Raw genomic sequence first — 24,815 nt, forward strand, 5'->3', positions numbered from 1 at the left:
CCGCCGGGCCGCTCTGGGGCGGATGCCGTGATCGCAGACCCTAAAAGGACTAGACCAATTGGTCAATGGGTCCGGATCGGTTGCCGAGGAGTGATGCGGAAGAACGCATCGTCGTGCGCCGTCATGCGTCGTTCAGGTACTCAAGAGGGCTTGCCGTCCTCCTAGTTGGCCCTTTCATCGGCCCCCGGGGAAGCCCGGCGGCACGGTCTGTGAGCCACTCCACAGCAGCCGGCTCTCTGGGTGCCGATCAGGCGTGGCACACTGGCCATGTACCAGAAGCAGCGCACTCCGGGGTCGGTGAAAGTCCGAACCGGCGGTTACAGTCCGCGACCCGGTCGCTTCCAGCGGCCGGTTGACCAGGTGAAATTCCTGGACCGACGGTTAAAGTCCGGATGGGAGGCAGTGCGCGGCGGGCGGGCATACGTGCGCGCCGCCGTCTGTTGTCGGTCCGCCCTTCAGGGGACGGGCCTCTCACGCGGCGTCGTCGCCTGTGTGCCGCAGCTTCGCTGACATCTGTCGTCTTTCGACAGCCCCGGAGTCCGATCCGAGCCCCATGAGGCAGGAGGACCCGGGAAGTGTTCACCGGAATCGTCGAAGAGCTGGGTGAGATCACCGCCGTCGAGAACCTCGGCGACTCCTCCCGCTTCCGCCTGCGCGGCCCCCTCGTGACGCAGGGCGCCCGGCACGGCGACTCCATCGCCGTCAACGGCGTCTGTCTCACCGTCGTGGAGCACGAGGGCGACGAGTTCACCGCCGATGTCATGGCGGAGACGCTCCAGCGCTCCAGCCTCGGTGCCCTCGGGGTCGGCTCCCGCGTCAACCTGGAGCGACCGACGGCCGTGGGCGCGCGGCTCGGCGGCCACATCGTGCAGGGCCATGTCGACGGCACCGGCGAGATCCTGGAGCGCGAGCCGTCCGAGCACTGGGAGATCGTGAAGATCTCACTCCCCGCGAACCTGGCCCGTTACGTGGTCGAGAAGGGGTCCATCACCGTCGACGGCATCAGCCTCACCGTCGTCGACGCCGGCGCCGACCACTTCACCGTCAGCCTGATCCCCACCACGCTCGCCCTCACCACGCTCGGGAACAAGCAGCGCGGCGATCTTGTCAATCTCGAGGTCGACATCGTCGCCAAGTACGTCGAGCGGTTGCTCGCGGGACAGGGGGCAGACAAGTGAACTGGCTCAACTCCGAGGCCTTCGTCCTCTTCGACCAGCACATCAAGTGGTCGGACATGATCGGCAACGTCATCGGTCTGATCGGCCTGGCGCTCGGCTGGCGCCGCTCCGTGTGGAGCTGGCCCGTGCAGTTCCTGTCCGGCGTCGTCCTCTTCGCCGCCTTCGCCACCGCCCACCTCTCCGGCAGCGCGGGCAAGCAGATCGTCGTCATGCTCGTCGCCGTCTACGGCTGGCGGCAGTGGAACCGCGGCAAGGGCCAGGCGCAGGACGGCGGCATCGCCGTACGGTTCGCCACCTGGCGCGAGCGCGCCTGGCTCGTCGCCGCCGCCGCGCTCGGCACCCTCGCCGTCGGCGCGCTGTTCACCGCCTACCCGGCGCTGTCCTGGGACCCCTGGCCCGACGCGTACATATTCGTCGGCACCGTCGTCGCCATGTACGCCCAGGCCCGCGGCATGGTCGAGTTCTGGTTCGCCTGGCTGCTCGTCGACGTCGTCGGCGTCCCGCTCAACTTCGCCAACGGCTTCGCCTTCTCCGGATTCGTCTACGTCATCTACGGCGCGCTCGTCCTGTGGGGCATGCGCGACTGGTGGCTGCGCTCCCGGCAGCCCGCCATGGAAGGAGCCCCCGCATGACCGCCCGCCCGTCGCCCGCGCCGCCCCGAGAGCGCACCAGCAGCCCCCTCCCCGAGGAACCCGAGACCAAGCCCTCGATGCGGGTCCTCTACAGCACCGACAGCCTCGACGGCCTCACCCTCGACCCGGTGGAGCAGGCCATCGCGGACATCGCGGCCGGCCGCCCCGTCGTGGTCGTCGACGACGAGGACCGGGAGAACGAGGGCGACCTCGTCATCGCGGCCGAGATGGCCACCCCGGAGATCGTCGCCTTCATGATGAGCGAGTGCCGGGGCCTGATCTGCGCGCCCATGGAGGGCGACGAACTGGACCGCCTCGACCTGCCGCAGATGGTCAGCGACAACACCGAGTCGATGCGGACCGCGTTCACCGTCTCGGTCGACGCGTCCGGCGCCCACGGCGTCACCACCGGCATCTCGGCGGCCGACCGCGCCACCACGCTCCAGCTGCTGGCGAGCGGCACGGCGCAGGCGGGCGACCTCGTCCGTCCCGGGCACATCTTCCCGCTGCGCGCCCGTACCGGCGGCGTCCTCGTGCGCAACGGCCACACCGAGGCCGCCGTCGACCTCGCCCGGCTCGCCGGACTGCGTCCCGCGGGCGCCATCGTCGAGATCGCCGGCGAGGACGGGCGCATGCTGCGCCTGCCCGAACTGTTCCGCTTCGCCCGCAGGCACGGCCTGACGATCATCTCCATCGAGGATCTGATCGCCTACCGCCGCACCTCCGAACCCACCGTCCGCCGCGAGGCCAGGACCCACCTGCCCACCGCGTTCGGCGAGTTCACCGCGTACGGCTACCGCTCCACCGTCGACGGCGTCGAGCACGTCGCCCTCGTCCACGGCGAGATCGGCGACGGCGAGGACGTCCTCGCCCGCGTCCACTCCGAGTGCCTGACCGGCGACGTCTTCCACTCCCTGCGCTGCGACTGCGGCCCCCAGCTGGGGACCTCGCTGGAGCGCATCGCCGCCGAGGGCCGGGGCGTGGTCGTCTATCTGCGCGGCCACGAGGGACGCGGTATCGGCCTGCTGTCCAAGCTGCGCGCGTACGAGCTCCAGGAGCGCGGCCGTGACACCCTCGACGCCAACCTGGAGCTCGGCCTGCCCGCCGACGCCCGGGACTACGCCGCGGGCGCCCAGATCCTCAAGGACCTCGGCGTACGCAGCCTGCGCCTGATGACCAACAACCCCGAGAAGACCGAGGCGCTCACCCGCCACGGCCTGGAGATCACCGGCAGGGAGCCGATGCCCGTCCAGGCCGGCGAGCACAACCTCCGCTACCTGCGCACCAAGCGGGACCGGATGGGGCACGACCTGCCCTGGCTGGACACGGGCTCCGCGTCCACCTGCGGCAACCAGTAACGAACGAAAACGGCAAGCAGCGACACCCCTAGGAGAGACGTGAGCGGCAAGGGCGCACCCGAACTGTCCGTACGCAACTGCGGCGACCTGCGCGTCGCGGTCATCGCGGCCCAGTGGCACGAGAAGGTCATGGACGGCCTCGTCGAGGGCGCCCTGCGCGCCCTGCACGAGCTGGGGATCGACGAGCCGACCCTGCTCCGGGTCCCCGGCAGCTTCGAGCTCCCCGTCGTCGCCAAGGTCCTCGCGGGCCGCGGGTACGACGCGATCGTCGCCCTCGGCGTCGTCATCCGCGGTGGCACCCCCCACTTCGACTACGTCTGCCAGGGCGTCACCCAGGGCCTCACCCAGGTCTCCGTCGACACCGGGGTGCCCGTCGGCTTCGGCGTGCTGACCTGCGACACCGAGGAGCAGGCCCTGGACCGCGCGGGCCTGCCCGGCTCCACCGAGGACAAGGGGCACGAAGCGGTCACCGCGGCCGTGGCGACCGCCGCCACGCTCCGCTCGGTATCCGAGCCCTGGCGCTGAGACACCCGAGGGTGCGCGTAGGGTAGGGCTCACCATGTCCAATAAGACGTTCGAGGAGCTCTTCACCGAGCTCCAGCACAAGGCGACCCACGGCGACCCCGCCACCTCGCGCACCGCCGAACTGGTCGGCAAGGGCGTGCACGCCATCGGCAAGAAGGTCGTCGAGGAGGCCGCCGAGGTCTGGATGGCCGCCGAGTACGAGGGCAAGGACGCCGCCGCCGAGGAGATCTCCCAGCTGCTCTACCACGTCCAGGTGATGATGGTCGCGCGCGGGATCTCCCTCGACGACGTCTACGCCCACCTGTAAGCACCCGTTCCCCCGTACACCCCTCTCACCCGAAGGAAGCCCCACTCATGCTGCGCATCGCCGTCCCGAACAAGGGTTCACTGTCCGGCCCTGCGGCGGAGATGCTGCATGAGGCCGGGTACCAGCAGCGCCGCGAGTCCAAGGAACTGCGCATCGTCGACCCGGAGAACGAGGTCGAGTTCTTCTACCTCCGCCCCCGCGACATCGCGATCTACGTCTCCTCCGGCCGCCTCGACATCGGCATCACCGGCCGCGACCTGCTCATCGACTCCGGTGCCGACGCCGAGGAGATCCTCCCCCTCGGCTTCGCCCGCTCCACCTTCCGCTACGCCACCAAGCCGGGCACGGCGAAGGGCCTCGAGGACCTCTCCGGCATGACGGTCGCCACCTCGTACGAGGGCATCGTCGCCAAGCACCTCGCCGACAACGGCATCGACGCCGCCGTCGTCCACCTCGACGGCGCCGTGGAGACCGCCATCGAGCTGGGCGTCGCCGAGGTCATCGCCGATGTCGTCGAGACCGGCACCTCGCTGCGCAACGCGGGCCTGGAGGTCTTCGGCGAGCCGATCATGAAGTCCGAGGCGGTCGTGATCCGCCGTACCGGCGCGGACACCGATGAGACCGCCGAGTCGAAGGTCCAGCAGTTCCTGCGCCGCCTCCAGGGCGTCCTGGTGGCCCGGACGTACGTGATGATGGACTACGACTGCCGCGTCGAGCAGCTGGAGAAGGCCGTCGCGCTCACTCCGGGCCTGGAGTCGCCCACCGTCTCCCCGCTGCACAACGAGGGCTGGGTCGCCGTCCGCGCGATGGTCCCGGCCAAGGAGGCCCAGCGGATCATGGACGACCTGTACGAGATCGGTGCCCGGGCCATCCTGACCACGGCCATCCACGCCTGCCGGCTCTGAGCCCGGCCGCCGTCCGTACCCCGTCCGCTCCCGCCCGCGCCCTGCGAGCCCGTCCCTCTCCAGAGGTTCGAGGAACCGTTTCCCGATGTCGGATCTGCCTGCCCTCCCCGTCACGTTCCGGCCGGGTCGCACCCGTGCCGTCCTGCACACCGCGGGTGTCGCGATCTTCGTGGTGATCACGGCCGTCGCGCTGCTGCTGGAACAGCTCGGCACGGGGGAGCGCCTCAGCTTCGTGTTCACCGCGGCGCTGCTCGCCGGTGTGCTGTTCCTGCTCGCCCGGCCCAAGGTCGTCGCGGACGAGTCCGGGGTGACCGTCGTGAACATCGCGGGCAAGCGGCGCCTCGCCTGGGCGGAGATCCTCCGGGTGAACCTCCGTCCCGGCGACCCCTGGGTCTTCCTGGACCTCAGCGACGGCACCAGCCTGCCCGCGCTCGGCATCCAGCCGGGCATCTCCAAGCAGCACGCGATCGAGGACGCACGGGCGCTGCGGGCGCTCACCGAGGCCCGGGGGACCGCCGCGCGCGAGCCGCGCGAGGACTGAGCCGGTCCGGGCCGGTCCTGAGCCGCTCGCTCAGCCGGCCCCTGAGACGGCCGTGAGACGGCCGTGAGTCGGGTCGGGGCCGGACGCGGACGCGGATGCTGATGCACCGGGTGTCGGGGCCGGCTCGATGCCGAAGCCACCGGATGCCCAGGGCGGACTCAGGGGCGAGGCCACCGGATGTTCAGGGACGGATCAGGGCATGTGACCCTGCCGTACAGGCCGCTGTCTTGATTACTCTGGTGCCGGAGGCGTCCCCCCACGCCACCGCTCCTGCCGTATCCGCTCCCGGTGCGCAGGGGTTCCTGCTACCCGAGGAGTGACACCCTCCGGCGATGGACGGATCGTCCTGCAGTACCTGCGCCGCCCCCTGCCGACATAGCACGGACCCGCTCCGTGCCCCGGCCCGGACGGCGGCATCATGACCCTCCCCCTGCTGCTCCTCGGGGCGGCGCTCCTGCTGATCCTCGCCAACGGATTCTTCGTGGCGGCCGAGTTCGGCCTCGTGACGGTCGAGCGGCCGGACGCGGAGAAGGCCGCCGCCGAGGGCGACCGGCGGGCCCGCAGGGTGGTGGACGCCCACAAGGAGCTGTCCTTCCAGCTCTCCGGCACCCAGCTCGGCATCACCCTCACCTCACTCGTCGTCGGCATGCTGGCCGAACCGGCGCTCGCCCAGGTGCTGCACGGCCCGTTCACGGCGGTCGGCATACCCCGGGGAGCGGTGTCCGGAGTCACCGTGGTCGTCGGCATGCTGCTGGCCTCGGCCGTGCAGATGGTGATCGGCGAGCTCGTGCCCAAGAACTGGGCGGTGTCCCGGCCGCTGCAGGTCGCCCGCTTCGTGGCCGGCCCGCAGTACGTCTTCTCCCGCCTGTTCCGGCCCGTGATCGCCGGGCTCAACGCGGTCGCCAACCGCCTCGTCCGCGCCCTCGGCGTCGAGCCCGCCGACGAACTTGCCTCCGCCCGCACCCCCGGTGAGCTCGTCTCCCTCGCCCGGCACTCGGCCCGCGCCGGAGCGCTGGAACAGGACACGGCGGACCTCTTCGTCCGCACCCTGTCCCTGGCCGGGCTGACCGCGCAGCACGTGATGACCCCGCGGGTCAGGGTGAACGCGCTGCAGTCGTCCGCGACGGCCGAGGACGTCGTCAACCTGACCCGCGCCACCGGCCTGTCCCGCTTCCCCGTCTACCGGAAGCGCATCGACGAGATGGTCGGCATGGTCCATCTGAAGGACGCCCTCGCCGTGCCCGCGCACGAAAGGCTGCGCACCCCGGTGGGCACCATCGCGCAGACACCGCTCCTGGTCCCCGGGACGCTCCCCGTGCAGCTGCTGCTGGCCCGGCTGCGCAGCGAACAGCCCATCGCCGTCGTGATCGACGAGTACGGCGGCACCGCCGGTGTGGTGACCCTGGAGGACATCGTCGAGGAACTGGTCGGCGAGGTACGTGACGAGCACGACGGTCAGGACGTGCCCGCACTCGCCCCCGCTCCGCCCGAGGACGGCCTGCCTGCCTGGGACGTGAACGGCGGCTGCCGCGTCGACGCCCTGCGCGGCATCGGACTGGTCGTGCCCGAGGGACCGTACGAGACCGTGGCGGGCCTCGTCGCCGACTTGCTGGACCGCATCCCGGTCCCCGGTGACCGGGCCGAACTCCCGGGCTGGCGGCTGTCGGTCGTGCAGGTCGGCCACTACCGGGCGGAGCGCGTACGTCTCGTACGGCTCGTTCCGGCCGCGGAGGCGGGTCCCGGCGGCGGTGGGGAGCTCGTCCTCGGAACGGAGCCCGGGACGCGGCCTGCCCCCGTTCCGCAGCCCGTCCGGGGCGTGCAGCCCACCCGTGCCGTGGAAACCGCTCCCGCCATGGCGGCCGCTTCTGTCACGGAGGCCGCCCGATGAGCGTGCTGCGGCTGCTGTTCGCGCTGTTGCTCGTGCTGGCGAACGGATTCTTCGTCGGCGCGGAGTTCGCCCTGGTGTCCGTCCGCCGCAGTCAGATCGAGCCCTTGGGGACGGCGCGGGCACGGCAGGTGCTGTACGGCCTGGAGCGGTTGCCGCGGATGATGGCGGCGGCCCAGTTCGGCATCACCGTCTGCTCGCTGACGCTGGGAGCGGTCGCCGAGCCGACCGTGGCGCGGCTGCTGGAGCCGGTGTTCGAGGCGATCCACCTGCCGCACGGCGCCATCCACCCCCTGGGGTATGTGATCGCGCTCGCCGCGGTCGTCTTCCTCCACCTCGTCATCGGCGAGATGGTGCCGAAGAACCTGGCGATGGCGGCCCCCGAGCGGACGGCGCTGTGGCTCGGCCCGGGGCTCGTCGCCTTCGCCCGGCTGTGCGGACCGGTCACGGTCGCGCTGGGCGCCTGTGCCCGCCTGGTGCTGAGGCTCTTCCGGGTCGAGCCCAAGGACGAGGTCGAGGCGGTCTACACCAGTGAGCAGCTCAACCGCCTGGTGGAGGACTCCGGTCAGGCCGGGCTGCTGGACCCCGAGGAGCAGGAGCGCCTGGAGGACGCCCTGGAGCTGGGCTCCCGCCCCGTCACGGACGTCCTGCTGGACCGGGAGGCGCTGGTCACGGTGGGGCCGGCGGTGACCCCGGCCCAGGTCGTGGAGCTCACCGCCCGCACCGGGTACTCCCGTTTCCCGGTGGTCGCGGAGAACGGCGCCTTCATGGGCCGGTACCTGCACGTCAAGGACGTCCTCGACCTGGAGGACACCGGCCGCGCGGTCCCGCAGCAGATATGGCGGCCCATGGCCACCCTCGGCGCGGATGTCCCGCTGGACGACGCCCTCACGGTCATGCGCCGTGCCGCCACCCACCTCGCCCAGGTGGCCGACGCCTCGGGCCGGATCGTGGGTCTGGTGGCCCTGGAGGACGTGCTGGAGCTGCTGGTGGGCGAGGTCCGCGACCCGGCGCACCGGCAGATCCAGCCCGTCCGGATCGCGCAGCCCCGCACCAGCGGTCCCCCGGAGGAGGCGGTGCTGACCGGCTGACCGGCTGACCGGGGGACGGAATCCGGTCCGGTTGCGGACGAGACCCGGTGCGAACGACACCCGGCCCCCACGGGATTGGCTCACATGGCCGACGGATCCTGCGGCGCCCGCCCGGACAGGACCTCCCCGTACGCCTGCATCAGGTCCGGCAGTCGCAGGGTCGACAAGTCGTCGCGGGTCGGGGTGCCGGGATAGCCCGACAGCCGCAGATCCCGGTACGCGCAGCTCTTCTCGTACAGCGTCCGCAGGAACCGCCCGTTGCCGAGCTCGTCGATCCAGCCCTGGTCGACGACGTGCCCGCTGATGGAGCGGAGCTCGTCCAGCGCCTCCTCGTCCCAGATGTCGCCGTTCTCCGCGGCCAGCACCTCGCCGATCGAGGTGAGTTCGAGGGGGCGGTACGAGGGGAAGTCGACGCGGGTGGTGAAGCGGGAGGACAGCCCGGGGTTGGCGGCCAGCAGGCGGTCCATGCCCTCCGGGTAGCCGGCCAGGATGACGACGAGGTGGTCGCGGTTGTCCTCCGCGCGCTTCAGCAGCACCTGCAGGGCCTCGTCGCCGTACGCGTCCCCCTTGCCGTACCCGGAGTTGGACAGCGCGTACGCCTCGTCCACGAACAGGACGCCGCCGATCGCCGAGTCGATCAGCTCGTTGGCCTTCACCGCGGTCTGGCCCAGATACTCGCCCACCAGGTCGGCGCGCTGGGCCTCCACCAGGTGGTCGCCGCCCAGCAGCCCCAGTGCGTAGAAGACGCGGCCGAGGATACGGGCGACCGTCGTCTTGCCGGTGCCGGAGGGACCCGAGAAGACGAAGTGGCGCTTGGGCGGCTGGACGGGCAGCCCCTGGCCGGCCCGCAGCCGCGCCATGTTCAGCTGCGCCGAGAGCGCCTTGACCTGGCGCTTCACCGGCTCCAGGCCCACCATCCGCTCCAGCTGCGCGAGCGCGTCCTCCAGCAGGGCCGGATCGGTGGGGCCTGTGGGCAAGGGCTGTGCCGGCGCCGCGGCGGCCTTCTCGCGCACCACCGTGTCGCCCGTCTCCGGCGGCAGACCGCCCGGCGGCGGGAGATCCGGCTCTATCTTCAGGTCGCGCTCCTCGAAGCCGAAGAGCGGGTCGACGCCGTCCGGTCCCTCCAGGAGGTCCGGCCCGCCCCCGCTCAGCGCGATCGCGGCGAGGTCGGCCGCCTCGTCGTACCCGTCCCCGTCGGCGATCGCCGCGAGCCGGGCGGAGGTGTCCATGAAGGCCGGGTCCACCCGGTGCACGGCCCGGTACAGGGGCAGCGCCGCCGCGGACCGGCCGGTGCCCTCGTGGGCGCGGGCCAGCCAGTACCGCAGCTCCTTGCGCTGCGGCTGCTCGCTGCGGCAGCGCATCAGCGCGGCCGAGAGCAACGGTTCCGCCTGGCCGTACATCTCCAGCCGGACCCGGGCCATGCCGCCGAACAGCCCGGCCTCGATGCCCAGCATCGGGTCGTTGACCAGCGGGTCGGTGTGCCGGACCAGCTGCTCCCAGTCCTTGACGAGGTAGGCGCGGCAGGCGTGCAGGAAGCGGACCTGGGGATCGGCGTCGACGGGGGGCAGTCCCGCGAGGGCGCGGTCCAGCTCGGGGACGTGCCGGCCGTCCAGCCAGTGCGAGGCGTGGGCCAGCAGCAGGTCGCGCGGGCTCTCCAGTACCGGCTGCACCCACCAGCCCAGCCAGTACCAGGAGTTGAGGGTGCGCCGGTGGCGGGCGCGCTGCTCCCCGAAGCGGTCCCGGTGCCGGAACATTCTGAGCAGCGCGGTGGTCGTGTCCACCCGCAGGGCGTGCAGGCCGAGCCAGCCGTCGGCCATCCCGGGGTCCATCCGCACCGCGGTACGGAACTCCTCCTCCGCCTGCGGATAGGCGCCCATCGTGTAGGCGTCCACGCCTCGCACCCAGGCGAGGTCGGCGGGAGCCTCGGGGCCCCGCGTGCCGAAGTCCATCACGTCCCCCACAAACCGTGCCCCCGTCGGTATGCCATCGACTGTCACCGACCAGTGCCGTCGGCAGCGTTCGTCGAACCGTCGTGCTGCGGACGGGAGTTGTAACGGTGCGCTCAAGCAGCCGTCCGAAGGTCGCACCGAGGGCATCGTACCTGCGGGGGAGTGGCCCGCCGAAGAGTGCCGCAGGGCCCGTCTTCCGAGGTGGGGGCGGACGGCGGGCGCCGTGCTCGGTGACCCAGGGTGAACGAATCGTGCCCCGGAGGCGCCGGAGAGAGGGGATGAAGGGCAGAACGAAGCCCCCGATCACGGGGGAACAACCGGGGGCTTCGCGTCTACGGCGGCTTCGAAAGGCCGCACATTGAGAACGTAAGTCCTGTACGGCCCCCGGGTCAAGCCGAGTTGGAGCACTGACGGAAGTTCTCACGCAAGGGCCTTCACAAGTTCAGCACACCGCGGACGGCCCGTCACGGTGCGTGAGGGAGAGGGGCGCATCACTGGTCCCGGCCGGTCCCGGCAGGACCTCGTATCCCTCGGGGAACTGTCGCACCAGAAGGCCGGCGAACGGCCGGGAGGGGTCCTCGGCGAAGTGCCGGCGCTCGGCGGCGACCCATCCCGTCCAGAAGTCCCGCTGCGCCTCCCCGTCCCGCGACCGCCCGCGCGCCCACGCCTCCTCCCGCGGCACGTCCATCCACAGCAGCTCCGCGAGATACGGCCGCAGCGCACGGCGGCCGGCGCCGACCCCCTCGATCAGCACCACGGGTGCCGCGGGCAGCGTCCGGGCGGGCCCGAAGCCGCGCGCGTTCCAGTCGTACGGGAGATAGCGTGCGCGGCCGCCGTGGGCGAGCGGCTCGATCACCTGCTCCAGCAGTCGCCCGGTCCAGCCGAAGAGTTCCTCGTGGGTGGCGATGTCGTCCAGATGGAGCACGGGGGCGCCGTCGAGCACGGTGGACAGCCGGCCGGCGAAGGTGCTCTTCCCGGAGCCCGCGTGCCCGTCGACGCCGATCAGCCGGACAGGGCCGCAGGAGGGAGTCAGGCGGCGCAGACGGGTGGCGAGCTGGTGGATGACGGTTCCCGGGGTGGTGGGGGAGACGGTGCGGTGGCCGACTCTACCCAGGGAACCCGCGTCACCTCCGCCGCCCCCGCGGGCTGCCAGTGGTCCCGTCCAATATTGGTGTGACGCCGCGTGCGGGGTGCTGGCAGAAGTCGGGGTACGACATTCATAGTTGGCGCACAGCCGTCGCTCGAACCCCGCCGTCCGGACCACTGGGGGTCACCCACCCATGAGCAGAGCTTCGCAGTTGTCCCGCAGAACCGTTCTGGCCGCGGCTGTCGCCGCGGCCGCTGGTGGAGCCGCGGGACCCGCCGCGGCCGCCGGCCGCTCCCCGCAGGACCTCGCCCTCCTCCTGGAGGCGCCGGGGCGCGGTTCGGCCGGCAGGCTCCGCGCCCCCACGGTGGACAACCGCGCCTGGACCTCGTACGACGACTGGCGCTCGGGCAGCGCGCAGGGAACGCGCGCGGTGGCGGGCGCCCGCCCCGGCCTGGTGATCGACCGGCCGGCCGGCACCACCGACTACGCCGACCCGCACACCGCCACCACCTCCGCCTGGGAGTACGCCACCTGGACGTCCCCCGCCCACAAGCTCACCGTCCCGGCCACCGAGGTGATCGCCTCCTGGAACGCGCACACCCCGGCCGGTTCCTGGCTCCAGGCCGAGGTGCGCGGCACGTACTCCGACGGCGCCGAGACGCCCTGGTACGTGCTGGCCCGGTGGGCGGCCGGCGACCAGGACATCAAGCGCACCTCCGTCGACGGCCAGGGCGACGGCAGGAGCAGTGTCTGGACGGACACCCTCGCGATCGACGCCCCGGCCTCGGGGCTGCGGATCGCCGCGTACCGGCTGCGGCTGACCCTCTACCGGCGGCCCGGCAGTGCGCTCACCCCCACCGTGTGGCGGATCGGCGCGATGGGCTCCGACGTCCCCGACCGCTTCACCGTCCCGGCCTCCACCCCACGGCTCGCCAAGGAGCTGGTCGTCCCGCGCTACTCGCAGGAGATCCACAAGGGGCAGTACCCCGAGTACGACAACGGTGGCGAGGCCTGGTGCAGCCCCACCTCCTCGCAGATGATCATCGAGTACTGGGGGCGGCGGCCCACCGCGCAGGACCTGGCCTGGGTCGACCCCGCGTACGCGGACCCGCAGGTGTGCCACGCGGCCCGGTTCACCTTCGACCACCAGTACGGCGGCTGCGGGAACTGGCCCTTCAACGCCGCGTACGCCGCCACGTACAAGGACCTCGAAGCGGTGGTGACCCGGCTCGGTTCGCTCACCGACGTGGAGAAACTGATCGCGGCCGGGATCCCCGTGATCACCTCGCAGTCGTTCCTCGCCTCGGAGCTGACCGGCGCGGGCTACGGCACGGCCGGCCATCTGATGACCGTGATCGGTTTCACCGCCGCCGGTGACGTGATCGCCAACGATCCGGCGTCGCCCAGCAACCAGGCCGTGCGCCGGGTCTACAAGCGGCGGGAATTCGAGAACATCTGGCTGAGAACCAAGCGGTACAACGCCGCCGGCAAGGTCGTCTCCGGCACGGGTGGGGTCTGCTACCTGTACTACCCGGCACGTCCCAGCGCCCGGCAGAGCAGGGCGCTGGCGGCGGTCGGTATGTGCTGACCTCCGTCGTCGCATCGACGGCTACGGCCCCCGGTACGACCGGGGGCCGTAGCGTTGTGACCAACGTCTCCGCGGCAATCGCCCCATTCGGTGGCAAGGTGGACGGACGGGTGGGGGGAGTCCACCGCACGACGGGATCAGTGAGAAGCCATGACCGCGACATCCGCCACCGCCACCGGCACCCGGGCCCGCACCGGCGGCCCCAAGGACGACGGCCCCAAGATCTTCGAGCACATCATGGGCTGGACCTTCGTCGTGGTCCTGGCGATGCTGGTCACGCAGGTCGGCCTGCTGTGACCTGAGCGGCCGGTCCACCGGACCGGACCTCGGTGGCCGGCCTCCGGGCCGTCGGCTCTGTCGATCTTCAGTCGAACAAACAAGTGGTACCGGTCTGCCATACTGCCGATGTCCCGCTGGCGGCTGGAGACTTGGGCCCACATTGACTGACAGTCCACCACGCACGACCGGGCGAGCGGGGACGCGCGGCACCGGCCGCTCCCTCGCCCGCCGCGCCGAACTCATAGCCATCGGGCGGAAGCTGTTCGCCGACACCTCGTACGACGCGCTGTCGATGGACGACATCGCACGGCAGGCGCATGTCGCCAAAGGGCTGATCTACTACTACTTCAAGTCGAAGCGCGGCTATTACCTCGCGATCGTCGAGGACTCGGTGGCCGACCTCGTCACCCTCGCGGCCGGCGGCCTGGAGGCGCCGCCCGTGGAGCGGGTGCACCGGACCGTCGACGGCTATCTGCGCTACGCCGAGGGCAATCAGGAGGCGTACCGCACCATCGTCAGCGGCGGCGTCGGCTTCGACACCCAGGTCCAGGCCATCCGGGACGCGGTGCGCGAGACGATCGTCGCCACCATCGCCGAGGGGGCGTACGGCCGGCGTGACATAGGGGCGCTGCCCCGCATGGGGCTCCTCGGCTGGGTGTGCGGTGTCGAGGGCGCCACCCTCGACTGGATCGACCGCCCCGAGCTGTCCCGCGAGGCCATGCGGGAGCTGCTGGTGAAGACGTTGGGCGGCACGATGCGCGTCATCGAGGAACTCGAACCCGCCTACCTCGCCCCGCAGCCCGCGCGTCGCGATGCTTGAGCGCTGTTGATTTCTGCGCGCCGCTGATGCCCGCGCGTCGCGATGCCTGAGCGTCGCGATGCCTGAGCGCGTGAGGACGCCGCATGCCGGGGGCGGGTCCGGATCGTGGACCCGCCCCCGCCCCCGGCACCGTTCCCGTGCGGCTAGTTGATCGCCTTGATCAGTTCACCGCCCGCGGTGTCGCCGCTCAGCTCCCAGAAGAAGGTGCCGCCCAGGCCCTGCGCGTTCTTGTAGGTCATCTTCCCCGCGATGGTCTGCGGGGTGTCGTAGCTCCACCAGTTGCTGCCGCACTTGGCGTACGCGGTGCCGCCGACCGTGCCCGTCGCCGGGCACTTCGTCTTGAGGACCTTGTAGTCCTCGATCCCGGCCTCGTACGTGCCGGCCGCCGCGCCGGTGGCCGTGCCACCGGGTGCCGACTGCGTGACCCCGGTCCAGCCGCGGCCGTAGAAGCCGATGCCCAGCAGCAGCTTCGAGGACGGGATACCGAGGCCCTTGAGCTTGGCGATCGTCGCCGAGGTGTGGTTCTGGGCCTTCGGTATACCGCTGTAGGAGGTCAGCGCGGAGTGCGGGGCCGTGGGGCCGGTCGCGTCCCAGGCGCCGAAGTAGTCGTACGTCATCGGGTTGTACCAGTCGACGTACCGGGCGGCACCCGCGTAGTCCGCCGCGTCGAGCTTGCCGCCGGCGGTGGCGTCGGCCGGGATCGCGGAGGTGATCAGGTAGTCGGCGCCGAACTTGGCGCGCAGCGCCGACAGCAGCTTCGGGTAGGCGTCCCGGCCGCTGGTGTCGCAGGTGGCGCCGCAGGAGTTCGGGTACTCCCAGTCGATGTCGATCCCGTCGAAGACGTCCGCCCACTTCGAGTTCTCGACCAGGTCGTAGCAGGACTGGGCGAAGGCCGCCGGGTTGCGGGACGCCTCGCCGAAGCCGCCCGACCAGGTCCAGCCGCCGAAGGACCACAGCACCTTGAGGCCGGGGTTCTGCTTCTTCAGCTTCCGCAGCTGGTTGAAGTTGCCCCGCAGAGGCTGGTCCCAGGTGTCGGCGACGCCGTCCACCGACTCGGTCGCGGTGTACGCCCGGTCGGTCGCCGCGTAGGCGTCGCCCATCGCGCACTTGCCGCCGGTGACGTTGCCGAAGGCGTAGTTGATGTGGGTGAGCTTCGCCGCCGAGCCGGACGTCTTGATGTTCTTGACGTAGTACTTGCGGTCGTAGGTGCCCCACTCGGTGAAGTACCCGATCACCTTGGAGCCCGCCGCGGCCCGCTGGGGCGCCTCGGCCGTGGTCCCGGCGGCGCCGGCGGTGCCCGCGCCGGCGAGCAGCCCGGCGCCGAGGGCGGCGGCGCACAGGGCGGACATCAGTGAGCGGACGAGTGAGCGGTGTGGTCTGAGCATCCTGTCTCCGTGGGGGAGCGTGGGGGAACGTGGGGGTGTGGTGCCTGGACTCGCTGTGCTGGGTTCGCTGTTTCTGGGTTCGCTGTACTGGGCTCGCTGTACTGGCCCGCCGATTGGCATGAACGCGAAAAGGCGGTCGCGTGAACGGTAGAAGGACTAGACCACTTCGGTCAATGGTGCGGACCATGACGTGAGGGCGGGCGCGCGAGTGGACGCGCGGGCGGAGGGGGGAGCGGTGACAGGTCCCGGAAGATGTGTCCTAATAAACGGTCGTTAACCGGTGACGTGCTGCTCCCAAGCGGGCATACTGCAACCGCCATGGCCGCTGACCAGCAGCTTCCGAGACCCGGAAGGGCGTTGCCGGCCAGGCCTGTGAGACCCGGTGGCGCCTCTCATCCCGGAGCGCGTCCACCGAGAGCGCCCGACAGGGAGGAGAGCGCCGCCATGCTCGACCGCGCCGTACCGCCGGTGGACCGTCAGCTGCCCACGGACGAGGCCCGGGAGCTGATCTCGCTCGTCCGTGAGATCGCCCAGCGAGAGATCGTCCCCCATACGGCCGAGGAGGAGGACGCCGGCCGCTTCCCCCGCGCACTCTTCCGCCTGCTCTCACAGTCGGGACTGCTCGGCCTGCCGTACGGCGCGGAATACGGCGGCGGTGACCAGCCGTACGAGGTCTACCTACAGGTTCTGGAGGAGCTGGCCGCGGCCCGCCTCACCGTCGGCCTCGGCGTCAGCGTGCACTCCCTGTCCTGCTACGCGCTCGCGACCTACGGCACCAAGCAGCAGCAGGTCGAGCATCTGCCCGCGATGCTGGGCGGCGGTCTCCTCGGCGCGTACTGCCTGTCCGAGCCGTCCTCGGGCTCGGACGCCGCGTCCCTCCGTACGAAAGCGGTACGGGAAGGCGGGGGACATTGGGTGCTGAACGGCACCAAGGCCTGGATCACGCACGGCGGGATCGCCGACTTCTACACGGTCATGGCGCGCACCGGTGCCGAGGGTCCCCGGGGCATCACGGCCTTCCTGGTCCCCGGTGACGTCCCGGGGCTGAGCGCCGCGGCGCCCGAGAAGAAGATGGGGATGAAGGGCTCGCCCACCGCGCAGGTCCACTTCGACGGGGTGCGGATCCCCGACGAGCGGCGCATCGGCGAGGAGGGGCAGGGCTTCGCGATCGCTCTGTCCGCGCTGGACTCCGGACGGCTCGGCATCGCGGCCTGCGCGATCGGCCTGGCGCAGGCGGCACTCGACGAGGCGGTCGCGTACGCCACCGGGCGGCAGCAGTTCGGGCGCCCGATCTCCGACTTCCAGGGACTGCGCTTCCTGCTGGCCGACATGGCGACGCAGATCGAGGCGGGCCGGGCCCTGTACCTGGCCGCGGCGCGGCTGCGGGACGCCGGCCTGCCGTTCTCGAAGCAGGCCGCCATGGCGAAGCTGCACTGCACCGACACGGCGATGAAGGTCACCACGGACGCCGTCCAGGTCCTCGGCGGGTACGGCTACACGGCGGACTTCCCGGTCGAGCGGTACATGCGCGAGGCCAAGGTGCTGCAGATCGTCGAGGGGACCAATCAGATCCAGCGGATGGTCATCGCCCGTCACCTCGCGGGTCCCGACTCGCGCTGAGGACGGTGCCCGGACCGTACGGGTCCGCGGGTGCCGTGAACGGGTCGGCCTCGTGCGGAGGTGTCGCGAGCCGGGCCCACTCCGGGTCGTGGCAGCCGGGAAGCGTGCGCCCGCGTTCCGCCCAATTGCGCATCATGGCCCGGTAGATGGGCGGATCCTGGGGTGACGTCCCGGGCCGCCGTGGCACCGTTCCCGCGGACGACGCCGGGACGGTGATGTGAAGACGGCGCCCGGCCACTGCAGAGGTGAGGGTCATACCGGGACAACGTGCACACCGCCGACACGGTCACCCGCCCCGGGATTCGAGCCTGTGTGTCAGGGCGGACCCGTACGGGGCCTGTAGGGGGCTCGTACCGCGGTACCTGAGCAACCGGCCGGGCGGCACGCGGGGTTGACGGCTCGTCACCGCGGATGTCACGGCGACCGCAGATCCCGCACCGGACGCCGGACATCGGATACCAGGTACGGGACGCCGGACACCGGAACACCGGAACATCGGAACACCGGACATACCGAACCTGCACCACGGCAGACATGGGCCATGGTGCAGGGCAGTTACCGGGAAGCCGGCGGGGTGAACGGGACGTGCGCCCAGCGCGACGGGCGCAGCCGCTACGCGGCCTGCCGGTGGATCACCGGCATCCGCATGGGGCGGGAACCGGGGCCGCCGATGTGCGAGAAGGGCTGCATCCGCCAGTCGAGCCCCTGAGGGAGCGTCAGCAGGAGGGCGGAATCCTGCTCGTGGGGTTCCGTGGACGCGTCCGCGGGCCGGGCGTCGGCCGCCGCGCGGCCCGTACCGGCGCAGACCGTGAGCCCGAACGGATTCCACGGCGAGGCGCACAGCGCGTGCTCGGGCAGGACCTCCTCGTCCGCCAGGAGCGCGATGGGCTGTGCGCAGTCCGGGCAGATCACCCGGTACATCTCGAAGGTGTCGTACGCGTCGAACTCGTCGTCGGGTTCGACACCCTCCGGCTCGGGCTCGACGACCAACTGCGGGCGCTTGGGTGCGGTACGACCAGGGCGCTTGGGATTCTGCATGGGTTACTCCCCCTCGGGCTGGGCCGTGAAGGCGCTGCGGCCTCGACCACACCAACCACTTCCCGTCCGATTCCCGCGGTAATCACGGGGACATCACGAAGCCTGTTCCGGAACTGTGGCGTTCGTCACACTCCGATGGTGGGCGGTCGCTGAGGAGCGTTTCTCACCCGGACGGCACACGGACAGCGCACGGGCAACTCCCGAAGACATCACGAACCGGCTATGACCTGCGTCGCTCGGGTATCCGAGGAGATCAGCCGCCCTGTAGGTTCTTGCTCCATGGAGGAGCTGGACCGACAGATCGTGCAGCTGCTCGTCGAGGACGGGCGGATGAGCTACACGGATTTGGGCAAGGCGACGGGCCTGTCCACGTCAGCCGTGCACCAGCGGGTGCGCCGGCTGGAACAGCGCGGCGTCATCCGCGGCTATGCCGCGGTCGTCGACCCGGAGGCCGTCGGGCTGCCGCTGACCGCCTTCATCTCGGTGAAACCCTTCGACCCCAGCGCTCCCGACGACATCGCCGAGCGGCTCGCCGGCGTCCCGGAGATCGAGGCGTGCCACAGCGTCGCGGGCGACGAGAACTACATCCTCAAGGTCCGTGTCGCCACCCCGCACGAGCTGGAGGAACTGCTGGCCCGGCTGCGGACGCTGGCGGGCGTGTCGACGCGTACGACGGTGGTGCTGTCGACGCCGTACGAGGCCAGGCCGCCGCGTATCTAGCCGTGCGCCGGGGACCCGCGCCGGCGACCACGGAACCGGTGGGCGGCCCTGCGGGGACCGGTGGCCGGCCCCACGGTTCTGGGAGCGGCCGTCGCGCGCGGGGCGGGCCGGTGCGGTTCCGGCCGACCCGCGCGCGGGACGCCGACCGCGAGGCGCGAGACTGGTGCCATGAGTGAGAGCACCACCTCGTCACAGACCGTGCTGCTGCGCGGTGGAGAAGTCCACAGCCCCGCCGACCCCTTCGCCACCGCGATGGTGGTGGAGCGCGGGCAGATCGCCTGGGTCGGTTCCGAGGGCGCGGCCGACGCCTTCGCGGACGGCGCCGACGAGGTGATCGACCTGGACGGCGCCCTGGTCACCCCCGCGTTCACCGACGCGCATGTGCACACCACGGCCACGGGTCTGGCGCTGACCGGCCTCGACCTGTCCGACGCGCCCTCCCTGGAGGCCGCCCTCGCGCGCGTGCGCGAGTTCGCCGCGGCCCGCCCGGCGGACCGGGTGCTCCTCGGCCACGGCTGGGACGCCTCCCGCTGGCCGGGCGGCCGTCCGCCCACGCGCGCGGAGCTCGACGAGGCCACCGGAGGCCGTCCGCTCTATCTGAGCCGGATCGACGTCCACTCGGCGGTCGTCACCAGCGCGCTGCTCGACCTGGTCCCCGGTGGCACCGGCCTTCCGGACGGTCCGCTGACCGGCGACGCCCACCACGCCGTACGCGCCACCGCGCTGGGCGCCGTCACCCCCGCCCAGCGCGCGGAGGCACAGCGCGCCGCGCTCGCCCGCGCCGCCTCCCTCGGCATCGGGACCGTCCACGAGTGCGGCGGCCCGGAGATCTCCTCGGAGGACGACTTCACCGCCCTGCTGCGGCTCGCGGCCGAGGAGCCGGGTCCCCGCGTCGTGGGCTACTGGGCCGAATGGGGCGAGGAGGGCGTGGCGCGGGCCCGCGCGCTGGGCGCGATCGGCGCGGCGGGTGACCTCTTCGTCGACGGCGCCCTCGGTTCGCACACCGCGTGCCTGCACGAGCCGTACGCCGACGCCGGGCACACCGGCACCGCCCACCTGGACGCCGCGGCCGTGGCCGCCCACGTCGTCGCCTGTACCGAGGCGGGGCTCCAGGCGGGCTTCCACGCCATCGGCGACGCCGCCGTGAACGCCGTGGTCGAGGGCGTGCGCACCGCCGCCGACAAGGTCGGCCTCGCCCGCGTCCGTGCCGCCCGGCACCGGGTCGAACACGCCGAGATGCTCACCCCCGAGACGGTCGCGGCCTTCGCCGAGCTGGGTCTCACCGCATCCGTGCAGCCCGCCTTCGACGCCCTGTGGGGCGGCGAGGACGGCATGTACGCCCGGCGGCTGGGCGCCGAGCGCGCCCGTACGCTCAACCCGTTCGCTGCCCTGCTGCGCGCCGGTGTTCCCCTCGCGTTCGGCTCGGACAGCCCCGTCACGCCGCTGGACCCCTGGGGCACCGTCCGCGCGGCGGCCTTCCACCGCACCCCGGAGCACCGGGTGTCCGTCCGCGCCGCGTTCACCGCGCACACACGCGGCGGCTGGCGGGCGATCGGCCGGGACGACGCCGGTGTCCTCGTGCCGGGCGCGCCCGCGGACTACGCCGTGTGGCGCACCGGCGAGCTCGTGGTCCAGGCCCCCGACGACCGGGTCGCCCGCTGGTCGACCGACCCCCGTTCGGGCACTCCGGGGCTGCCCGATCTCGGCCCCGGCACGGACCTTCCGGTCTGTCTGCGCACCGTCGTGGGCGGGGAGACGGTGTTCGCCCGACCCGGCGAGTGATCCCGGTTCGGCGCGGTGGCCAGGGCGCCCGAAGGGCAAGGGCGCCGGGCCCCCGTCCGCGGCGCCACCGCGTGCGACCCGGGCGGACGATCCGGGCGCCGTGGACCCCCTCGACACGGTTCCGCCCCGCTCGCGCGCGGCCGACACCCCCGTACGCACGTGCTGCCGCGGCGGTGCAGGGCCCGCCCACTATGGTGGACCCCTGCGTACGGACTTGAAGGGGCAGCAGTGAACGACGGCGACGGGACCCTCGCGGCAACAGCCCAGGGGAGGCAGTTCGGCCCGCTCGGCACGGCCTTGGTGATCATTCCGACCTACAACGAGGCGGAGAACATCAAGAAGATCGTCGGCCGGGTACGGGCGGCGGTGCCCGAGGCGCACGTCCTGGTGGCCGACGACAACAGCCCCGACGGCACGGGCAAGCTCGCCGACGAGCTGGCCGCCGGCGACGACCACGTCCAGGTGCTGCACCGCCAGGGCAAGGAGGGGCTCGGCGCCGCCTACCTCGCGGGCTTCCGCTGGGGCATGGAGCACGGCTACGGCGTCCTGATCGAGATGGACGCCGACGGCTCCCACCAGCCCGAGGAGCTGCCCCGCCTGCTCACCGCGCTGAAGGGCGCCGACCTCGTCCTCGGCTCCCGCTGGGTGCCGGGCGGACGGGTGGTGAACTGGCCGAAGTCCCGTGAGTTCATCTCCCGCGGCGGCAGCCTCTACTCGCGCGTCCTGCTCGATGTGCCGATCCGCGACGTCACCGGAGGCTTCCGCGCCTTCCGCCGCGAGACCCTCCAAGGTCTCGGCCTCGACGAGGTCGCCTCCCAGGGTTACTGCTTCCAGGTCGACCTCGCCCGCCGCGCGATCAAGGCGGGCTACCACGTCGTCGAGGTGCCCATCACCTTCGTCGAGCGGGAACTGGGCGACTCCAAGATGAGCCGCGACATCCTGGTGGAGGCCCTGTGGCGGGTCACCGCATGGGGGGTGGGGGAGCGGGTCGGCAAGGCGCTGAGCCGGGACGACAAGCCGGTACGCCCCGAGCGGCCGAACAGCGCCTGATCACCCCTTTATGCCGTGCTGAGCCCGGTCCGGGCACACTGGAAGCATGACTGGCGCTCAGACTCCCCCGTACACCGCACGGCCGCGGCGCTCCCGGCTGCGGACGTTCCTGCCGCTCGGCCTCGCCGCGTGGCTGGTGCTGGAGATCTGGCTGCTGTCGCTGGTCGCGGGCGCGGCCAGTGGCTTCACGGTCTTCCTGCTGCTGGTCGCCGGGTTCGTCCTCGGTTCTGTGGTGGTCAAGCGGGCCGGGCGCCGGGCCTTCCGCAATCTGACCGAGACGCTCCAGCAGCAGCAGTCCGGCACCGCGCCCACGGGCGCCAGGAGCGACGGCAACGGCTTCCTGATGCTCGGCGGCCTGCTCCTGATGCTGCCGGGCCTGATCTCGGACGCGGTGGGCCTGGTGCTGCTGATCCCGCCGGTCCAGAAGGCCGTCGGCCGCTACGCCGAGCGCACCTTCGAACGCAAGCTCCGCGAGGCGGCGGCGGACGGCGGTTTCGGCGGCGTCTTCCAGCAGGCCCGCATGCACCGCCCGGACGGCAAGGTCGTCCAGGGCGAGGTCATCAGGGACGACAGGGGCGACGTGGGTGACACCGGCGCCCCGCAGGGTCCGCGCCCGCCGCTGAACCGCTGAAGCGCTGAACCGCTGAAGCGCCGAGCCCACTGTCGCCGAGCGGCTGAGCCGCTGTGGCGGCCCCGTGACGGCTGGTTGCCGGTTGCCGGTTGCCGGTGCCTCCGGGCGCTTCGGGGCGGCTCCGTGGGAAGGCCGGGGCCGGTTCTTGTGGGTCGCTTTCCGGTCGTCCCCGTGGGAGACCGGTGTACCGGTTCCTCCGGTTGCCACGAGGATGGCCCGTGCGGAACCGGTCCTCCCAGCTCTAGCCGGTTCACCCCGAGCCGGTTCACCCCGAGCTGGTTCACCCAGCGCCGGTCCACTTCACCCCAACGCGAAAACCACGGGTGCCGTACGTGACATTCACGTACGGCACCCGCGGTCTTCGGCTGTGCTGTGCTCGCCGGCCGCCCTGCTCCCCGGAGGGGTTACGCTGACTTGCGGCTGTCCCGGGGATGAACAGCGATGTTCATCGCGCCGGAGCGGAGGACGGCCAGTCGCTCCTCGAGGACCTCTTCGAGCTCCTCGCGCGTGCGCCGCTCCATCAGCATGTCCCAGTGCGTACGCGCGGGCTTGGCCTTCTTCTCCTCCGGGCCGTCGCCGTCCACCAGGAGCGCCTGGGCCCCGCAGACTTTGCACTCCCACTCCGGCGGGATCTCCGCCTCGACCGAGAAGGGCATCTCGAAACGATGCCCCTTCTCGCATGCGTACTCCACGGCCTGGCGCGGGGCCAGGTCGATGCCGCGGTCCGTCTCGTAGCTGGTCACCACGAGGCGCGTGCCGCGAAGAGCTCGCTCACTCATGAATCGTGCCTCCCGGGCTTGTCGCCCACAGGACAGGTGTCGCTGTCGTCGTCATCCGGTCAACGTCCGGTCGGCGGTAAAGATTCCCGTCTCGAGTCCGTTCCGGGTCATGCGTCGCCGTCGTAGCCGCCCTTGTTGTACCCACCGACGCCCGGTTTGTCACATCTGACAGCAGATGTCACACAGCGTTTCGTCATCTTTGACGCGCAGTAACGGTCCGCCTGGCAGGCCAAACGCGTACACTACAGCCCTTTCGCCTCCCGCGCTAAATCCTTTCGGGCACCGGATTGCCCGCGTCGCCGATCGCCCGGCGGACGGGTACCCGCGCGAGCAGAGCGAATCCCAGCACGAAGAAGATCACCAAAGAAATGATCGCGTCGCGGTAGCTCCCGGTCAGCTGGTAGGTCACGCCGAACAGAAGCGGGCCCAGCCAGCTCATACCGCGGTCGCTCATCTCGTACGCCGAGAAGTACTCGGCCTCCTTGCCGGGCGGCACCAGATGCGAGAACAGCGAGCGGGAGAGCGCCTGGCTGCCGCCGAGGATCAGGCCGATCCCGGCGGCCAGCGCGAAGAACCAGACGGGTGCGCCCGCCGGCAGGAAGTACCCGGCGGCCAGCGTCAGCGTCCAGGCGACCAGTGAGCCCAGGATCGTCCGCTTGGCGCCGTACCTCCGGGCCAGCCGCCCCATCCCCAGCGCCCCGGCCACCGCCAGCACCTGCACCAGCAGCACCGCCACGATGAGCGTGGACTGCCCGAGCCCGAGCTCCTCGGAGCCGTACACCGAGGCCTGCGAGATCACCGTCTGGATGCCGTCGTTGTAGACGAGGTAGGCGAGGAGGAAGGAGAGGGTGAGCGGATGGCGGCGCATGTCGCGGACGGTGGCCGCGAGCCGGCGCAGCCCAGGGGCGGTGACCTGGCCGGCCGGCACCCGGCGGTCGCGCAGGCGCCGGAGCGGTACGAGGGTGAAGGCGCCCCACCAGAGCCCGGCCGAGGCCAGGCAGATGCGCACCGCCGTGCTCTCCGAGACGCCGAACGAGTCGTGTCCCGTGTACAGGACCAGGTTCACCACCAGGACCAGCGAACCGGCCGCGTACCCGAAGGCCCAGCCCCGGGACGAGACCGCGTCGCGCTCCTCGGGCGGGGCGATCTGCGGCAGGTAGGAGTTGTAGAGCATCATCGCGACCGACTGGGCGGCGTTGGCGACGATCAGCAGCAGGCCGCCCAGCAGATAGCGCTCGCCGTCCAGGAAGAACATGCCCGCCGTCGCCGCGGCCCCCAGATAGGCGGCGGCCGCGAGCAGTGGCTTCTTACGGCCCGTCCGGTCGGCGGCCGCGCCCACCAGGGGCATGATCACAACCGCGAGGATCACCGACAGGGACACCGAGTACGCGAAGAAGGAGCCCGCGCGGACCGGGATGCCCAGCGGGTGCACATAGCCGTCGGCGTCCGCCGCCGCCTCGGCGACCGACGTCAGGTACGGGCCGAGGAACACGGTCAGCACGCTCGTCGAGTAGACCGAGCACGCCCAGTCGTAGAAGTACCAGCCGCGCTGTTCGCGCCGTCGTTCGGCGGCCTCGCCATGGGCGCCCGCCCGCAGGGTGTCCGTGCCCACCCGTGCCCTCGCTTCCCCGTGTCCCCGTGAACAGCCGCGCGAGGGGGATTCGT

General features: G+C 71.6%; 23 protein-coding genes and 1 riboswitch. Of the genes, 17 read left to right on the forward strand and 6 right to left on the reverse strand.

The features are described 5' to 3' along the window. The first annotated feature begins 279 nt into the window (after positions 1 to 279). Positions 280 to 410: riboswitch (FMN riboswitch) on the forward strand. A gap of 165 nt (positions 411 to 575) precedes the next feature. The 9 genes from IE242_RS14650 to IE242_RS14690 all read left to right on the forward strand — a co-directional run bounded on the left by IE242_RS14650 (position 576) and on the right by IE242_RS14690 (position 8,422). After that, complete coding sequence (locus IE242_RS14650; protein ID WP_189859147.1) at positions 576 to 1,178, forward strand: riboflavin synthase; 603 nt, start codon at positions 576 to 578, stop codon at positions 1,176 to 1,178. Next, positions 1,175 to 1,810: a nicotinamide mononucleotide transporter family protein gene (locus IE242_RS14655; protein WP_189859149.1), complete on the forward strand. Its 636-nt coding sequence runs from the start codon at positions 1,175 to 1,177 to the stop codon at positions 1,808 to 1,810. Before IE242_RS14650 ends, IE242_RS14655 begins: the two co-directional genes overlap by 4 nt. 77 nt (positions 1,811 to 1,887) lie before the next feature. Next, positions 1,888 to 3,168: a bifunctional 3,4-dihydroxy-2-butanone-4-phosphate synthase/GTP cyclohydrolase II gene (locus IE242_RS14660; RefSeq protein ID WP_189859282.1), complete on the forward strand. Its 1,281-nt coding sequence runs from the start codon at positions 1,888 to 1,890 to the stop codon at positions 3,166 to 3,168. A 39-nt stretch (positions 3,169 to 3,207) separates the two neighbouring features. After that, positions 3,208 to 3,693: a 6,7-dimethyl-8-ribityllumazine synthase gene (gene ribH / locus IE242_RS14665; protein WP_189859151.1), complete on the forward strand. Its 486-nt coding sequence runs from the start codon at positions 3,208 to 3,210 to the stop codon at positions 3,691 to 3,693. 34 nt (positions 3,694 to 3,727) lie between these two features. Then, positions 3,728 to 4,000, forward strand: a complete 273-nt coding sequence (locus IE242_RS14670; protein ID WP_030577467.1) for a phosphoribosyl-ATP diphosphatase — start codon at positions 3,728 to 3,730, stop codon at positions 3,998 to 4,000. 47 nt (positions 4,001 to 4,047) lie between these two features. Beyond that, positions 4,048 to 4,905, forward strand: a complete 858-nt coding sequence (hisG, locus tag IE242_RS14675; RefSeq protein WP_189859153.1) for an ATP phosphoribosyltransferase — start codon at positions 4,048 to 4,050, stop codon at positions 4,903 to 4,905. An 85-nt stretch (positions 4,906 to 4,990) separates the two neighbouring features. After that, entirely contained in the window at positions 4,991 to 5,446 is a 456-nt protein-coding gene (locus IE242_RS14680) for a PH domain-containing protein (RefSeq protein ID WP_189859155.1), read from the forward strand. A 418-nt stretch (positions 5,447 to 5,864) separates the two neighbouring features. Further along, positions 5,865 to 7,334 carry a hemolysin family protein gene (locus IE242_RS14685; RefSeq protein ID WP_189859157.1) on the forward strand — a complete coding sequence of 490 codons (1,470 nt, stop codon included), beginning with the start codon at positions 5,865 to 5,867 and terminating at the stop codon, positions 7,332 to 7,334. Beyond that, positions 7,331 to 8,422, forward strand: a complete 1,092-nt coding sequence (locus IE242_RS14690; protein WP_189859159.1) for a hemolysin family protein — start codon at positions 7,331 to 7,333, stop codon at positions 8,420 to 8,422. The genes IE242_RS14685 and IE242_RS14690 overlap by 4 nt, the downstream gene beginning before the upstream one ends. Positions 8,423 to 8,502: 80 nt before the next feature. On the opposite strand, the gene IE242_RS14695 is transcribed toward IE242_RS14690, so the two are convergent. Both IE242_RS14695 and IE242_RS14700 read right to left on the reverse strand, forming a co-directional pair. Then, on the reverse strand, positions 8,503 to 10,371 hold the full coding sequence (locus IE242_RS14695; RefSeq protein WP_189859160.1) for an AAA family ATPase: 1,869 nt from the start codon (positions 10,369 to 10,371) through the stop codon (positions 8,503 to 8,505). A 442-nt stretch (positions 10,372 to 10,813) separates the two neighbouring features. After that, entirely contained in the window at positions 10,814 to 11,485 is a 672-nt protein-coding gene (locus IE242_RS14700) for a uridine kinase family protein (protein WP_229858943.1), read from the reverse strand. A 166-nt stretch (positions 11,486 to 11,651) separates the two neighbouring features. Here IE242_RS14700 and IE242_RS14705 point away from each other — a divergent pair, with 166 nt between their 5' ends. From IE242_RS14705 to IE242_RS14715, 3 genes are all read left to right on the forward strand, one after another. Next, entirely contained in the window at positions 11,652 to 13,046 is a 1,395-nt protein-coding gene (locus IE242_RS14705) for a C39 family peptidase (RefSeq protein ID WP_189859162.1), read from the forward strand. A gap of 150 nt (positions 13,047 to 13,196) precedes the next feature. Further along, the gene (locus IE242_RS14710) at positions 13,197 to 13,343 is read left to right on the forward strand and encodes an SCO1431 family membrane protein (protein WP_189859164.1); all 147 of its coding nucleotides are present in this window, start codon (positions 13,197 to 13,199) and stop codon (positions 13,341 to 13,343) included. A gap of 142 nt (positions 13,344 to 13,485) precedes the next feature. Then, positions 13,486 to 14,145 carry a TetR/AcrR family transcriptional regulator gene (locus IE242_RS14715; RefSeq protein ID WP_189859166.1) on the forward strand — a complete coding sequence of 220 codons (660 nt, stop codon included), beginning with the start codon at positions 13,486 to 13,488 and terminating at the stop codon, positions 14,143 to 14,145. A gap of 143 nt (positions 14,146 to 14,288) precedes the next feature. On the opposite strand, the gene IE242_RS14720 is transcribed toward IE242_RS14715, so the two are convergent. After that, positions 14,289 to 15,530 carry a glycoside hydrolase family 18 protein gene (locus tag IE242_RS14720; RefSeq protein ID WP_189859168.1) on the reverse strand — a complete coding sequence of 414 codons (1,242 nt, stop codon included), beginning with the start codon at positions 15,528 to 15,530 and terminating at the stop codon, positions 14,289 to 14,291. A 444-nt stretch (positions 15,531 to 15,974) separates the two neighbouring features. Between IE242_RS14720 and IE242_RS14725 the strand changes: the two genes are divergently transcribed. Continuing rightward, on the forward strand, positions 15,975 to 17,150 hold the full coding sequence (locus IE242_RS14725; protein ID WP_189859169.1) for an acyl-CoA dehydrogenase family protein: 1,176 nt from the start codon (positions 15,975 to 15,977) through the stop codon (positions 17,148 to 17,150). A gap of 612 nt (positions 17,151 to 17,762) precedes the next feature. Here the strand turns inward: IE242_RS14725 and IE242_RS14730 are convergent. Further along, a complete protein-coding gene (locus tag IE242_RS14730) occupies positions 17,763 to 18,188 on the reverse strand; it encodes a hypothetical protein (RefSeq protein ID WP_189859171.1) in 426 nt (141 codons plus the stop codon). 279 nt (positions 18,189 to 18,467) lie between these two features. Here IE242_RS14730 and IE242_RS14735 point away from each other — a divergent pair, with 279 nt between their 5' ends. The 4 genes from IE242_RS14735 to fxsA all read left to right on the forward strand — a co-directional run bounded on the left by IE242_RS14735 (position 18,468) and on the right by fxsA (position 22,371). Continuing rightward, positions 18,468 to 18,908: an Lrp/AsnC family transcriptional regulator gene (locus tag IE242_RS14735; protein WP_189859173.1), complete on the forward strand. Its 441-nt coding sequence runs from the start codon at positions 18,468 to 18,470 to the stop codon at positions 18,906 to 18,908. A gap of 168 nt (positions 18,909 to 19,076) precedes the next feature. Further along, the gene (locus IE242_RS14740) at positions 19,077 to 20,690 is read left to right on the forward strand and encodes an amidohydrolase (RefSeq protein WP_189859175.1); all 1,614 of its coding nucleotides are present in this window, start codon (positions 19,077 to 19,079) and stop codon (positions 20,688 to 20,690) included. Between the two features lie 228 nt (positions 20,691 to 20,918). Then, on the forward strand, positions 20,919 to 21,740 hold the full coding sequence (locus IE242_RS14745) for a polyprenol monophosphomannose synthase (RefSeq protein ID WP_189859176.1): 822 nt from the start codon (positions 20,919 to 20,921) through the stop codon (positions 21,738 to 21,740). 46 nt (positions 21,741 to 21,786) lie between these two features. After that, positions 21,787 to 22,371: an FxsA family membrane protein gene (gene fxsA, locus IE242_RS14750; protein ID WP_189859178.1), complete on the forward strand. Its 585-nt coding sequence runs from the start codon at positions 21,787 to 21,789 to the stop codon at positions 22,369 to 22,371. Positions 22,372 to 22,775: 404 nt separating this feature from the next. Here the strand turns inward: fxsA and IE242_RS14755 are convergent, their stop codons facing one another. Continuing rightward, positions 22,776 to 23,150, reverse strand: a complete 375-nt coding sequence (locus tag IE242_RS14755; protein ID WP_003977404.1) for an RNA polymerase-binding protein RbpA — start codon at positions 23,148 to 23,150, stop codon at positions 22,776 to 22,778. A gap of 265 nt (positions 23,151 to 23,415) precedes the next feature. Next, positions 23,416 to 24,762 (reverse strand): MFS transporter, encoded by a 1,347-nt coding sequence (locus tag IE242_RS14760; protein ID WP_189859180.1) that lies wholly within the window; start codon positions 24,760 to 24,762, stop codon positions 23,416 to 23,418. Positions 24,763 to 24,815: the final 53 nt, after the last annotated feature.

Origin of the sequence: Streptomyces poonensis (assembly GCF_014650915.1) — a bacterium.
Classification (GTDB): domain Bacteria; phylum Actinomycetota; class Actinomycetes; order Streptomycetales; family Streptomycetaceae; genus Streptomyces; species Streptomyces poonensis.